Source organism: Luteimonas panaciterrae (genome assembly GCF_020511115.1).
GTDB lineage: Bacteria > Pseudomonadota > Gammaproteobacteria > Xanthomonadales > Xanthomonadaceae > Luteimonas > Luteimonas panaciterrae.
The window spans coordinates 66,522-78,382 of sequence record NZ_JAJAVH010000001.1 but is presented as its reverse complement, the minus strand read 5'-3'; the positions used below and the strand labels follow the sequence as shown (position 1 = coordinate 78,382).

Below are 11,861 nucleotides of genomic sequence, written 5' to 3'. Positions count from 1 at the left end.
GGATCGCCGCGTCAACCAGTCGACAACAATTGCCGCAGCACGGCCTTGAGGCGCCGGCCTTCGGCGTGAAAGTAGGTGCGCTCGTCGCGCCAGGCCGGGAAACGCAGCTCCACCTCGCGCCAGAACGCGCGCGAATGGTCGGCATGGATCAGATGGCAGAGTTCGTGCACCAGCACGTACTCGAACGCCGACGGACGCCCCAGCACCAGCGCCAGATCGAGCGCGAGCGTGCCGTTGGGCGCCAGTGACCCCCATTGCGAGGACATGGACTTGAGCCGGATGCGCGACGGCCCGTGCGGCAGCGACGGCAGATAGCGCGGCAGCCAGCGGCCGACGTCGGCGCGCGCCTCCGCTTCGAAGAAATCGCGCAGCGCGCGCCGCAGCGCGACATCGGTGGCGCGCGCCGGGAATTGCAGCACCAGCCCGTTATCTTCGTGCTGCACGCGTGCGAAGCGGCCTTCCTGCCAGCGCAGCGGCACCTGCTCGCCACGCAGCGGCAGGGATGTCGATTCGCCGCGCACCAGCGGCAGCGCGGCGGCGTCGGCATGCACGGCCAATTGCTTGGCGAGCCAGTCGCGGTGTTCGCACAGGAAGCGTTCGCCGGAGATCAGGCTGGCGCGCACCGGCAGTGTCAGGCGCGCGCCGCGCTCGTCGACCGACAGCCGCAGACGCCGCGCGCGCGGATCGCGCACGCGCAGCACGTCGACGGTGCGGCCGTCATCGAGAGCGAAGGGGACGGTATCGCGTTCGAGACTGCGAGGTGGGCGCGTCAGCAAGCGCGATAGAGCAGACATGTCGATATCCTAACCTTCGCGTTGCGGCGAAGGAATCTCATCTTTGTTTCGTGACTCGGTTTCGTGACCCGGTGCGGTCGAATCTTGCTGTCGGATTTGTGACGAAAGAGCGAGCGTCGTGGTTCCGGCCTGAGCGGGAATGACGGCCTACTGTTCAGCTTTCGACAATTTCAACGCCGGCTCCAGCACTTCGAACAGCCGCTTCAGCTCGCCCGCCATCAGCACGAAGCGCGCGTCCAGTTCGGCGCGCACGTCCTCGCGTTCACCGCCTTCGAGCTGATCGACGGCGCCGTCGAGGAACTTCAGCTTGCGGATCACCAGGTCCTCGCCGATGACGAAGGACACGTGATCGTCGAGCGTGAGCGCCAGCCGCGTGACCTGTTTGCCGGCTTCCAGGTGCTTGGCGATCTCGTCGCTCTGCAGCTCCTGGTGCTGGCACTTGACCACCGCGCCGTGCTCGGCCGGGTCCTTCAATTCGCATTCTTCACCGAGCGAGAGGCCGTGCGGCAGCGGCTCGCCGGCGATCCAGCCGGTGAGCACCGAACGTGGTGCGATCTCCGCATTCAGCGGCAGCGCCGGGAAGCTGCCGAGCGCGTGGCGGATGTCGGAGACCACCGCTTCGGCGCTCTTGCGCGAGGACGTGTCGACGATGCACAGCCCGTGCTCGAGATCGAGCATGGCATCGGTGCGCGAGGGCCGCACGAAGGCGCGCGGCAGCAATTCGTGCACCAGGTCTTCCTTCAGGCGCTTGCGCGCGCGGCCGCCGAGCTTGCGGCCTTCCTTTTCCTCGATCTGCGCCAGCTTCTTCGACAGCAGGTCGTTGACCACGGCCGAGGGCAGCAGCTTGTCCTCGCTGCCGACACTGAGCCAGATGGCCTTGTCGACCTGATGCGAGAGCGCTTCCGCATCGCGTCCGAAGGGCGAGATGAAGCCGCGCGAGGTCAACTCCAGCGCGCCGACCGGCTTGAGCGGGACTTCGGCGAGGTGGGTGTCGAGTTCGGAGAGGTCGAGCGAAACGGGGAAGCGGAAGAGCGTGAGATTTCTGAAGAACATCAAGAATCCTGATCAGAGGATCCTGCCCACCATCGATGGGCAGGATCGAGTTCAATATCGGGAGGGCCGTGACGCTTCCAGCGCCACGCCTCCTCCAAGCTGAGTTTGCGGACGCCGCAGTGGTGCAGGTCGCAGCTGCGCGGATAGGAGCCATCGACGAGCGAAACACCCCAGACGTCAAGGCCGTTCGCTTCCACGCCTAGGCACAGGCAGGGATGATAGGCGCAGTCTTCGTAAATATCGCCGGGTTGGATGTCTCCGGCCTGCAGGCCTTCAATCGGCATCCGTGATGCGCTCCTGCGCAACCTCCGCGTCGCCGTGCGGCTCACCCGCCAGCCAATCATGCGCATCCGGCAACGGCGCATCACCACGACGCCCCAGCGCGAGGAAATCGAACAGCTTCGGATCGCTCAGCTGCGAAGGCCGGATGTCGCCCAGCGCCCGCGCGATCTGCTCGATGCGTCCGGGGGATTCGTGTTCCCATGCGTCCATCATCTTCTTCACCTGCTTGCGCTGCAGGTTCTCCTGCGAGCCGCACAGGTTGCAGGGAATGATCGGGAAATTCTTGGCCTGCGCATAGGTGGCGATGTCGTCCTCGCGCACGTAGGCGAGCGGGCGGATCACCACGTGCTTGCCGTCGTCGGAAAGCAACTTCGGCGGCATGCCGCTGATCTTCGAGTGGAAGAACAGGTTGAGGAAGAAGGTGGCGACCAGATCGTCACGATGGTGGCCGAGCGCGATCTTGGTGTAACCCTGTTCCTCGGCGAAGGTGTACAGCGCGCCGCGCCGCAGGCGCGAGCACAGCGAGCACATGGTCTTGCCTTCCGGCACCACGCGGGTGACGACGGAATAGGTGTCCTGTTCGAGGATCTTGTAGTCGACCCCGATCGATTCGAGGTATTGCGGCAGCACGTGCTCGGGGAAGCCGGGCTGCTTCTGGTCGAGGTTCACCGCGGTCAGGGTGAACCGGACCGGCGCCTTCTTTTGGAGCTGGAGCAGGATGTCCAGCATCGTGTAGCTGTCCTTGCCGCCGGACAGGCAGACCATCACCTTGTCGCCGTCCTCGATCATGCCGAAGTCGGCGATGGCGCGGCCGACCTGATGGCGCAGGCGCTTGCCGAGCTTGTTCAGCTCGCGGGCGTCGCGCTGCGCGCCCGGGGGACGGCGGACGATCGGATCGGGCAGGGGCAGGATGACGCTCATGAGCCCCCTATTCTACTAGCCGGCGATCCGAAGCCGACTGTGTTTCGCCAGGGACGGCCGTCCTATACTCAGGAAATCTTGTCCATCGCCGACCGCGAATCGCATGGTCTTCCCCAACGACGCCGACATCAGCCGTCAGCTGATCGACCTGAGGCTCGAACATCGGGACCTCGACGCGGCCATCGTGCGCCTGCAGGCCGACATCGAGGCCGACGAGCTGGCCGTCAAGCGCATGAAGAAGCGCAAGCTGCAGCTGAAGGACATGATCGCGCGGCTGGAGAGCGCGCTGATTCCCGACGAGCCGGCCTGAGACGGACTTGGCCAAAGCCGCGCAGGCGTTCGCGGTTCCGCTATTCCGCGGCTGATCCGCAGCTGATCTTCCGGGGAACGGATGTTATGGTGCGGCCGGTCCCCCGGCCGACGCCCCACGTGAGCGAATTCCATCTCCGTCAAGCAATCCGCAATCCGTGGTGGCTGGCCGCCGGCGTGCTGGCGCTGGCCGCCATCGCGACGACGGCACAGCTGGGCGGGTTCGAGAAGGCCCAATCGAAGGCCAAGCTGCCGCGCCTGGCCGCCGGACAGCGCTATGACAACGGCGCGCTGGCGGTGACGCCGCTGCGCGCCTGGATTTCCGATCGGGAACCCGGCAAGGATCTCTACGACTGGAAGCAGGTGGACTATCTGGTGTTGCAGGTCACGCTGGAGAATCTCACCCCGCGCAGCGCATCGGGCTTCGGCTATCCGATGAGCGACGTGATCCTGCTGACGCCCGACGGCGCGCCGGTGAAGGCCAAATCCGCGGCCTATGCGCGGGACCACCTGCTGCTGTCCGATCTCGGGCCGCGCCTGCCGACGCAGGTCGATCTCATTTGGGAGTTGCCTAAGGGCATGCCGATCGACAGCGGCAAACGAAATTGGGGCGTGTTCCGGCGTGCGTTCCAGGAAAGGGCACATCTGAATGACGAAAGCGCCTGGGTGCAGGGACCGCCCGGCGCGCGTTTCGAGCTGCCGGTGGAAGACCGGCGTCCACGCGCGGGAGCCGCGCCTTGAACGCTGTCTCTTCGGGCGCCGCCTCGTCGCGACGCTGGCGCTGGCATCACTTCCTCTGGGTGTTGTTGGTGCTGGCCGCGATCGTGCTGTTGCGCAAGGGCGAATCGCGCTACGAGGATCGCGATGCGCCGATCCTGCAGCGCTACACCGCGAACGAAGAGGCGCGGGGCCGCAATTTCACGGTGCGGATCAAGCGCATCAAGGTGGCGCACGCCTATCTGCTGAAGGGCGATTACGGCAAGCCGGATTACGAACTGCACACGCCGGGCGTCTGGCTCTCGGTGCTGGCCGAGGTCGAGGCCACGCAAAGGCCGGGCGCGGTGCAGGCGCGCATCCTCACGCGCGATGGTCTCGCCTACGACAGCGCCTCTTCCGACCGGCCGCGTTTGAAGGGCATCAACCTCGAAGGGCGCGAGCTGGCCACGGGGCTGCCCGCGCAGGGCGCCTATTTCTTCGAGCTGCCGCCCGATCGTTTGGAAGGCGCGCATCTGCAGGTGTACTGGGGCCATCTGCTACCCAATGGCGGCGACAGCCTCGTCGACATCGATCTGGGCATTGATGCGGCGCGCGCCAAGGCACTGCTGGCCGAAGCCAAGCCCGTCCTGGATCTGCGCCCATGAACACCGCCATCGACACCACGACGACGGCGCAACGCGGCTGGTGGCGCCGCAATTTCGGATGGCTGATCGGTGCGTTGTTGCTGGGCGCGTTCGCGATGATCGCGCCGTACCGCGATGCGCTGCGCGAATACGCCAAGCGCGAACCGCTGTTCCCGACCGACGTGCCGGCCGGGCAATGGGCGGACTACGCCGGTGCACGCTGGCGTCTGCTTGATGTGGACGTCTTGCCGCCGGAAGGACCGTTGTCGCGCGAGCGGCCGGACGCGACGCTGCTGGTGGCGCGTTTCGAGGTGATCGCCGCGCCCGGCACCGTCGCCAAGACGCTCAACCGTTGCCAGGGCCGGCTCTCGGATGCGCAAGGCCGCCTCTGGCAAGCCAATCAGGCGTTCGTTTCGCGCAAGCTCTATCCGCAGTCGCGCGATTGCGGGAGCGACGATCGCGGCGACAAATCGTGGGCGGCGCCGGGCAAGCCGTTCCGGTTCGTGCACATCTATCAGGTGCCGCGCGCGCAGGTCGCACGGTTGCGCGAGCTGCATCCCGAGATCGTGATGCCCTCAACCGACGAAAAGAATCCGAAGGCGCCGGAACCCGGCCGCTATCTGCGATTCGCGTTCTAGCGCGAGTGGCCGCTCTTCGCGGCTCGCGGCAAACCCGCGATGGCGCGATCGAACGTCGCCGCCAGCAGCACCACGCGCAGCACGTCCGTGAACAGCGCCGGCCGCAACGTCACGGGCGGCTTGACCAACGCCGACAGCGGTTGGCCGATCACCATCTGCCAAGCTTGATCGCGCGGACCGAGCGCAAGGTCCAGCAGGCGCCATCCCCACGCATCGATGAAGGCGAGCAGCTGCCAACCCACGCACAGCGTCAGCAGCGCGGGCAGCCCCGCGCGCAGGACGAGGCGCAGGCTGTTGAGCACCGGCACACCCTTGCTGGTCCAGCCGGCGCTGGCCTTGTCGGTGAGCTTGCGCACGGCCCAGTGCGCGGCGCGGTAGCGCCTGCGCACCACGCGCAGGCGCGCGTCGGCGTTATCGATGCGCTGCGTGCGGCGCAGGTCGAGCCCGTACACGATCGCAGTGATCGCCAGCCAGATCAGCGGCAGCACCAGGCCGCCGGCCGCAGTGGTGATCACGTCCCAGAGCGGTTCCACGACGCGCTTGACCGGGGGCAGCCAGTCCGGCATCACGAACGGGTTCTGCCACCAGTCGGTGACCGCCACGTAGACCGCGCGCTCGTGCCACCAGTCCTTGGCGCGTGCGACGCCGCGTGCGATCACGGCCACGCCGATGTAGATCCAGTACGCCTCGCACACCGTCACCAGCATCGGCCAGATCGGGCGGGCGCTGTGCGCGGCTAGCCGCTTGCTGATGTGGCGCAATCCGAACGAAACCAGCAAGGCAATCCACCAGCCCTTGATCTGCAGGATGTTGTGGATCGGTTCCTTATTCTCGTACCAGATGCTGAAGGTATAGCGCAGCTCGAAAGCGCGATTGATGCTCTCCAGCAATCCCCACGCGGCGTAGTAGGCGAAGAACGGCAGCAGCGCCACGGCAATGGATTGCGTCCACGGCCCGGATCCCCGCACCACGGGCACGCTGTCGTCGGTCAACATAGGCAGCGACGGCCGCAGCGTCAGGAACATCGCGATGGTGCCCATCAGCTGCGTGAGGATCAGCAGTGCCATCGCCGCCCAGGCCAGCAGCACGGAATGCTCGGCGAGCTTGATCGCCGCATCCAGCAGCAGGTCGTAGGCCACGCGCTGCGCGAAGAACCAGAACGTTAGCGCCGGCCAGTGCCGCCACAGCAGGCGTCCGGCCAGGCGCGGAATGTCCCACCAGGCCGAGGCCGGCGAGGCGTGCGTCGCGGCGAGCGGCGGATTCGCGGCGGCGGCATTCATGGGGGCGCTCATGCGGCTTGCTTCATCGCGTCAGCCATCCTGCCGATACGTGCTGTCGCCGTGCGGTGCCGCCTTGAATTCCGGCAAGGCTTCCGCCTGTCCGGAGAAGGCCTGCAGGGCGGGATGATCGGCCGCGGACACGAGACCCGGATGCATCGCTTGCGTGAAGTGCCAGGCCACGGCCGTGGTGATGCCCGCCTGGTCGATAGCTTCGCGCGACACCGCGAGGGGATGCCGCTGCAGTTCCGACTCCAGCACGCCGAAAGCGGTCAGGAGCTGCTCGGTGACGCGGTCCAGCCAGGGCGCATGCTGCTTTTCCTCTGGCCGCAGGCCCTGTTCGTAGTACCGCTGCACGCTCTTCTCGCATGCGGTCATCGCCAGGCCGATGAAGCGCAAGGCTTGCGGCCGCTGCGCGATGTCCTTCGGCATGAGGCTCTTGCGCGGGGCGGCGAGTGCCTCGGCGTATTCGAGGATCAGCGACGAATCCATCAGCACGGTGCCGTCGTCGCAAACCAGCGTCGGCGCCTTGACCAGCGGATTGATCTCCCGGAACTGCTCGTAGGTGCGGAACACCGACAGTGATTCGTGTTCGAAGCGCAGGTCGAGCAATTGCAGGGAAATCGCCACGCGGCGCACGAACGGCGAGTCGAGCATTCCGATCAGCCGCATGGTCACTCCCGTGATGTGATTACGACGCCATCATATCCGGCTCGGGTTCCGGCTTCGCTGCCTCCGGACTCACTTTCTCGATAGTGTGGCGCAGCTCGCGGCCGAGGATCACCTTGGCGTCCTTCGCCCAGGTATCCAGGCGCTGGTCGAAGACCAGTTTGCTGTTTTCGTCCAGCCATACGAGCTTCAATTCGCGCAGTTTCTGGATGAAGCCGCGGAACAGGCCCTTGTCGAAGAATTCCGGTGCCGCCGGCGCGTACAGCAGCGACAGGCGTTGCGCGGCGAGCTGGCACAGGCTTTCCAGTTCGCCCGCGCCGAGCGCGCCGGGGCCGTTCTTGGCCAGTACGGAAATCGCGATGTAGTAGCGCTCGAACGCCTGCTGCAGCGGATGGCCGATGGCGCGCAGGCGGAACACTTCGTCGGACTGTCCGGCGTTGCGCGCCAGGATGCCGCCGTCGTCATCGCCCACTTGCTCGAGCAGGCCCTCGCGCACGAACACGTCGATGGTGCGGCCGATACGATCGGCGAAGCCATCCTCGTCCCAGGGCAGGAACAGTTCGGACTGCAGGAACGGATACACGCTGCGGCCGATGCGCTGCAGGCTGTTGCGCGCCATGCGGCGGTTGTGCTGGAAGCAGCAGGCGATCCAGCTGGCGGCGGTGAACAGGTGGATGACGTTGTTGCGGAAGTAGGACAGCAGGACCGATGTGTCCTCGTCGACCGTGAGCACGTCGCCGAGCGGATGGGTGACACGCTCCAGCACCTTGATTTCCTCACCGTGGGCGATGATGTCTTCGGGCGCGTGCGGCGTCACGGTGACGAAGTCGCTGTAAGGCACATCTTGCAGCAGCGTCTTCGACAGCGCGATCTGCTCGCGCAAGTCGGCCTCGCCCATCGCGTGCTTGGGCGTAGACAGCAAGGCGAGCGCCAGCAGATTGATCGGATTGACGTCGGCGGCGCGGTTGACGTTGACGTTGATGCGCTGCGCCAGCGCGTCGATGGTGTTCGACAGCCATTGCGGTTTTTCGTCTTCCGACAGCGGCTGGCCGTCCCACTCCGGCGCGTGCTGGGTGAGCATGTCGGCGAGCGGGATGCGTTCGCCGAAATTCACCACCACCTGGCCGTAGTTCTGCCGCAGCACCTGCGGGATGCCCCACAGCAGCGCCCAGATCGATTCCTTCTCCTTCGGCTTGCCGCTCAGCTCCTCGAGATAGCTGCCGCCTTCCATCAGCTTCTCGTAGCCGATGTAGACCGGTTGGAATAGCACGGGCCGGATCGGTTGCCGCAGATAGCCGCGCACCGTCATCGCGATCATGCCGCCCTTGGGTTGCAGCAGACGGCCGGTGCGCGAGCGGCCGCCTTCGATGAAGTATTCGATCGAATAGCCGCCGGCCACCAGCTGCGCGACGTATTCGCTGAAGATCGCCGAATACAGCGGGCTGCCCTTGATGCTGCGACGCAGGAAGAACGCGCCGCCCTTGCGCAGGATCGTGCCGATCACCGGCAGGTTGAGATTGATGCCGGCGGCGATGTGCGGCGGCACCACGCCCTTGGTGTAGAGCAGGTACGACAGCAGCAAGTAATCCATGTGGCTGCGGTGGCTCGGCACGTACACCACTTCGTGGCCGGGCGCGGCCGCCTTCAGCGCGTCGAGGTGATGCACCAGCACGCCGCGGTAGATCGTGTTCCACACCGGCGTGAGGATGAAGCTCAGCGAACGGACCACGGGATGCGAGTAGTCCGCGGCGATCTCGTAGGCCATCGCGTAGGCCTTCTTCCACGCTTCCTCGACGCTGCTGTTGTCGCGCTTGGCCTGGGCGGCGATCGCGTCCTTCACCGGATCGGAGGAGAGCACCTTGTCGATCAGCAGACGCCGCGTCGACAGATCGGGGCCGATCACCGCTTCGCGGATGCGGTTGAAGTGCGTCCTCAGGATGCGCGAGAGCTTGCGCACCGTGCGTTCGGGCGGCAGTTGCTCGGCGAGGATCCCACGCACGTCGACGGGCGCGGCGAATTGCACCAGCGTGTTGCGGCCGTTGAGCAGGATCGCCAGCAGGCGGCGGAAGCGGCCGACCAGCGTCCAGTTTTCCGAGAACAGCACCGAGAACCAGCCGCTGCTGCGATCCGGTGCCTGGCCGACGAAGATCGACACCGGCACTAGTTGCACATCCAGCGACGGATCGGCGCGATGCGCTTCCAGCAGACGCGCCAGCGATTCGGAGTGGGTCTTGGCCTTGGTCGGCAGTGGTTCGCCGGTCACGGCCAGGTAGCTGAGCATGCTGCCGGCGCTGCGCCGCGACAGCGCGAGGTAGGCGCGCTTGCGGCCGAGCGGATCGCCCGGCAGCGGGCTCAGCGGCGAGGGCATGCCGGCTTCGCGGCAGGCGCGGTCGAGCAGCAGCGCGTTGGACAGGCCGTAGTCCTCGAGCACATAGCAGACCGGGCGCTCGCCGATCAGGTCGCTCGGTACCTGCGGTTCGATCTTCAGTTCGATCCAGGGGTTGAGGAACTTGCCGAGCAGCCGGATCCACCAGGGCCGGCGCACGCGGACATCGCGTCGTTCGGGTGGTGCGGGCGGCGGCTGGGTGGATTCGTCATCGCCGCCGGCGTGCGGGGGCTCGGAGGCAGCCGTGTCGTTGTGCGTCTCACCGGTTTGTGGGACGGAAGCGTCGGCGCGCGGCGTCTCGGCCGGGGTCGGTTCGGCGGTGCCGGACGACGGGGTCGGATCGGGATCGAACAGGTTCGGCTGGGTCGGCATTGGCGGCATTATGCCGAAGCCGGGGGTGGGCTCTCCCGTGCCGAGCGCTTGTCGTGAGCTGGGAGGGCGTCAGCCCGAGGTTTTGGCCGTCCCGGCAGCGGGCGGTGGCGCGGTTGCCGCGATGGCCGCTTTCGCATGCCGCAGGAAATCGCTGACGTACCAGCGCCCGTCGATGCGCTCCACGCCCACCACCGCATCGATCGGTTGTCCGGCGAAGTGGTAGCGCATGCGGATCTGGGCGGTGTCGCCGGTCTGCGACTGCAAGCTGGCGTCGAGGGTGTCGAGGCCGGCGTCGATGTCGAGGCCGTAGCTGGTCAGCACCTGTTTGCAGGCACGGGAAAATTCCGTGAGCCGGCGCAGGCTGTCCTGCATGCCGAGGCGGGCGAAGTCGGCTTCCGTGCTCAGCCCGGTCTTGCGCGCGGTCGCGGCCAGCAAGGGGATCGCGGTCTTCGCCCGTTCCGGATCGGACAGCGGCGCGGCCTGTGCCCAGCGCGTGGCGGCGACGATGAGCTGGCTGTAGTGCTCGCGCTCGCTTTCGCTGAAGTCGCCTTCGTTGCGCACGTATTGCGCGGTGAACAGGCCGAGGGTGGCGGCGGTAGATTTCAGCTCGGCGTCGGCGTGGGCGAACTGGCGGTTGAAGTCGGCGCGCAGACTAGTTTCCGAGCCGGGCTTGGACAGCGTCGCGAGCAACTGCGGGATGCGTTCGCCCAGTGGCAGTTCGTCGAGCGGCCAGCGCGTGCGGCCTTCGCGCCAGGCGGTTTCGAGTTGCGCGTGCACGGCCGGCGGCACGGCATCGCGCGCGAAGGCGGCCAGATCGTTGTCGCGCAGGTGGCGGGTGAGCTGGGTGACGGCTTGCGCCGGGCGTTCGGCGCCGGGAGGGGGCTGCGTGGTCGTCGTCGTGTTGCCGTCGGGCTGGCGCTGGCAGGCGGTGCATGCGAGCAGCAGCAAGGCGGCAGAGAACGCGAGTCTCCGGAATCGATGTCGCATGCGGCAGCTTCTCCCCCAGGGCGGGGCATCTTGGCGGCGCCCCCGCGAGCCGGCAAGGACCAGCCTCGCAGAATCGGGATTCTAGATACGGCGCTCTGCGCGTGCGCTGTGCAGGACAGCGTTACAGGTCGCGCACCACCCAGTCGCGCGGGCTGTCGGTCAGCGGAATCTCGACCGCGGCCTCGGCCACTTCCTCCGGCGTCTTGCCGGCCTTCCAGGCCGCCGCGATCGTCGCCAGGCGCTCGCGGGTGGCGCGGGTGTAGGCGCCTTCCAGTTCGTTCTGCGCGTCGGCGGCGAGTTTCTGCGGATACAGGGCGCGGGCGTCGTCGCTGTGATTGAACAGCGCGATCAGCCGCGACAGCGTGGTGCGGAAGGCATCGGCGCCGAGCGAGATGCGCTGCGTGCGCTGCAGGTACCAGACGGTGAGGTATTCCACCGGTCCCAGCATGCGCTGCGGCGTGGCGCCGAAGAACTGGCCGGAGAAGACGTTGCCTGACAACGGACCGGCCGACAGCAGTTCACCGCTGTCCGGCACCCGCGTCGCGCCCCACGAGTTCAGCGCGCCGCCGGGCATGTCCATGCGCCGCAGCGCGGTGCCGAAGGTTTCGGCCAGCAGGCGCTTGGCGTGCTCGTCGTCGCTTTCGGCGATCACGCCGAGCACGCGCAGGAACAGGGGATAGCCTGCTTCCGAATGGCTTGCTTCGCCCATCCGCCGCGCCAGACGCTTGAGTACGGCGAGCCGGTATTCCGGATCCTCGTGCGCGCCGAGCACGGCCACCAGGCGGCTGGCGGCTGATCGCAGGGCGGCGGGGGACGGAATGTCGGTCATGGGG

13 protein-coding genes are annotated in these 11,861 nt (G+C 66.9%); 4 read left to right on the top strand and 9 right to left on the bottom strand.

Annotation, left to right across the window (positions count from 1 at the left end; all coding sequences use genetic code 11):
* Window positions 1–11: 11 nt before the first annotated feature.
* The 4 genes from LG367_RS00400 to ttcA all read right to left on the bottom strand — a co-directional run bounded on the left by LG367_RS00400 (window position 12) and on the right by ttcA (window position 3,050).
* Window positions 12–794, bottom strand: coding sequence for a M48 family metallopeptidase (locus LG367_RS00400; protein ID WP_226467237.1), 783 nt, complete (start codon window positions 792–794; stop codon window positions 12–14).
* 147 nt (window positions 795–941) lie between these two features.
* On the bottom strand, window positions 942–1,847 hold the full coding sequence (locus LG367_RS00395) for a recombination-associated protein RdgC (protein ID WP_226467236.1): 906 nt from the start codon (window positions 1,845–1,847) through the stop codon (window positions 942–944).
* Window positions 1,847–2,131, bottom strand: coding sequence for a hypothetical protein (locus LG367_RS00390; protein ID WP_226467235.1), 285 nt, complete (start codon window positions 2,129–2,131; stop codon window positions 1,847–1,849). Before LG367_RS00390 ends, LG367_RS00395 begins: the two co-directional genes overlap by 1 nt.
* Window positions 2,121–3,050, bottom strand: a complete 930-nt coding sequence (gene ttcA / locus LG367_RS00385; protein WP_226467234.1) for a tRNA 2-thiocytidine(32) synthetase TtcA — start codon at window positions 3,048–3,050, stop codon at window positions 2,121–2,123. The genes LG367_RS00390 and ttcA overlap by 11 nt, the downstream gene beginning before the upstream one ends.
* A gap of 103 nt (window positions 3,051–3,153) precedes the next feature.
* Between ttcA and LG367_RS00380 the strand changes: the two genes are divergently transcribed.
* The 4 genes from LG367_RS00380 to LG367_RS00365 all read left to right on the top strand — a co-directional run bounded on the left by LG367_RS00380 (window position 3,154) and on the right by LG367_RS00365 (window position 5,337).
* The gene (locus LG367_RS00380; protein ID WP_226467233.1) at window positions 3,154–3,360 is read left to right on the top strand and encodes a YdcH family protein; all 207 of its coding nucleotides are present in this window, start codon (window positions 3,154–3,156) and stop codon (window positions 3,358–3,360) included.
* Between the two features lie 119 nt (window positions 3,361–3,479).
* Complete coding sequence (locus LG367_RS00375) at window positions 3,480–4,100, top strand: hypothetical protein (protein WP_226467232.1); 621 nt, start codon at window positions 3,480–3,482, stop codon at window positions 4,098–4,100.
* Entirely contained in the window at window positions 4,097–4,720 is a 624-nt protein-coding gene (locus LG367_RS00370) for a hypothetical protein (RefSeq protein WP_226467231.1), read from the top strand. Before LG367_RS00375 ends, LG367_RS00370 begins: the two co-directional genes overlap by 4 nt.
* Window positions 4,717–5,337 (top strand): hypothetical protein, encoded by a 621-nt coding sequence (locus tag LG367_RS00365; protein ID WP_226467230.1) that lies wholly within the window; start codon window positions 4,717–4,719, stop codon window positions 5,335–5,337. Before LG367_RS00370 ends, LG367_RS00365 begins: the two co-directional genes overlap by 4 nt.
* On the opposite strand, the gene LG367_RS00360 is transcribed toward LG367_RS00365, so the two are convergent.
* The 5 genes from LG367_RS00360 to LG367_RS00340 all read right to left on the bottom strand — a co-directional run bounded on the left by LG367_RS00360 (window position 5,334) and on the right by LG367_RS00340 (window position 11,857).
* The gene (locus LG367_RS00360) at window positions 5,334–6,629 is read right to left on the bottom strand and encodes a hypothetical protein (RefSeq protein ID WP_226467229.1); all 1,296 of its coding nucleotides are present in this window, start codon (window positions 6,627–6,629) and stop codon (window positions 5,334–5,336) included. The two genes, LG367_RS00365 and LG367_RS00360, sit on opposite strands and share 4 nt — an antisense overlap.
* A gap of 18 nt (window positions 6,630–6,647) precedes the next feature.
* On the bottom strand, window positions 6,648–7,286 hold the full coding sequence (locus tag LG367_RS00355; protein ID WP_226467228.1) for a glutathione S-transferase family protein: 639 nt from the start codon (window positions 7,284–7,286) through the stop codon (window positions 6,648–6,650).
* 19 nt (window positions 7,287–7,305) lie between these two features.
* Window positions 7,306–10,050 carry a glycerol-3-phosphate 1-O-acyltransferase PlsB gene (gene plsB / locus LG367_RS00350; RefSeq protein ID WP_226467227.1) on the bottom strand — a complete coding sequence of 915 codons (2,745 nt, stop codon included), beginning with the start codon at window positions 10,048–10,050 and terminating at the stop codon, window positions 7,306–7,308.
* 60 nt (window positions 10,051–10,110) lie between these two features.
* Window positions 10,111–11,028 (bottom strand): hypothetical protein, encoded by a 918-nt coding sequence (locus LG367_RS00345; RefSeq protein WP_226467226.1) that lies wholly within the window; start codon window positions 11,026–11,028, stop codon window positions 10,111–10,113.
* A gap of 121 nt (window positions 11,029–11,149) precedes the next feature.
* Window positions 11,150–11,857 (bottom strand): hypothetical protein, encoded by a 708-nt coding sequence (locus LG367_RS00340; protein ID WP_226467225.1) that lies wholly within the window; start codon window positions 11,855–11,857, stop codon window positions 11,150–11,152.
* Window positions 11,858–11,861: the final 4 nt, after the last annotated feature.